Source organism: Aestuarium sp. (genome assembly GCF_023253315.1).
Lineage (GTDB): Bacteria > Pseudomonadota > Alphaproteobacteria > Rhodobacterales > Rhodobacteraceae > Marivivens > Marivivens donghaensis.
The window spans coordinates 1-360 of record NZ_JALRGW010000015.1; the positions used below are offsets into that span (position 1 = coordinate 1).

Annotated in this window: 1 protein-coding gene; it reads left to right on the forward strand. The window is 55.8% G+C overall.

The features are described 5' to 3' along the window. Window positions 1–147: 147 nt before the first annotated feature. The coding region (locus AC1QQ2_RS08940; RefSeq protein ID WP_479712875.1) for a hypothetical protein at window positions 148–360 on the forward strand (213 nt) is incomplete at its 3' end.

Below are 360 nucleotides of genomic sequence, written 5' to 3' on the forward strand. Positions count from 1 at the left end.
ATTCGTGCGCGCATCGGTATGCCTCCAAATTCCTTGGCTCCTTATCGTGAAAAACGCAGGCAGTTTCAAGCTATGTCAGCAGATGATTGCTCCCCCCTTGAAGGTGACCAAAAAGAGGACATTATAAGGGCCGACAAAGGAGCTCAGATGCACAACAACAACCCCCAAGACATGCCAATGCTGCACCGCGCGCCGCAACAGCGCGAAAAGCTGGAAGGCGGCAAACGGTTTGTCATGAGCACAGAGTTCGAACCCGCAGGCGATCAGCCCACGGCGATTGCGGAACTATCGACGGGTGTTTTGCAGGGCGAACGCGATCAGGTGCTGTTGGGGGCAACGGGTACGGGCAAGACGTTCACC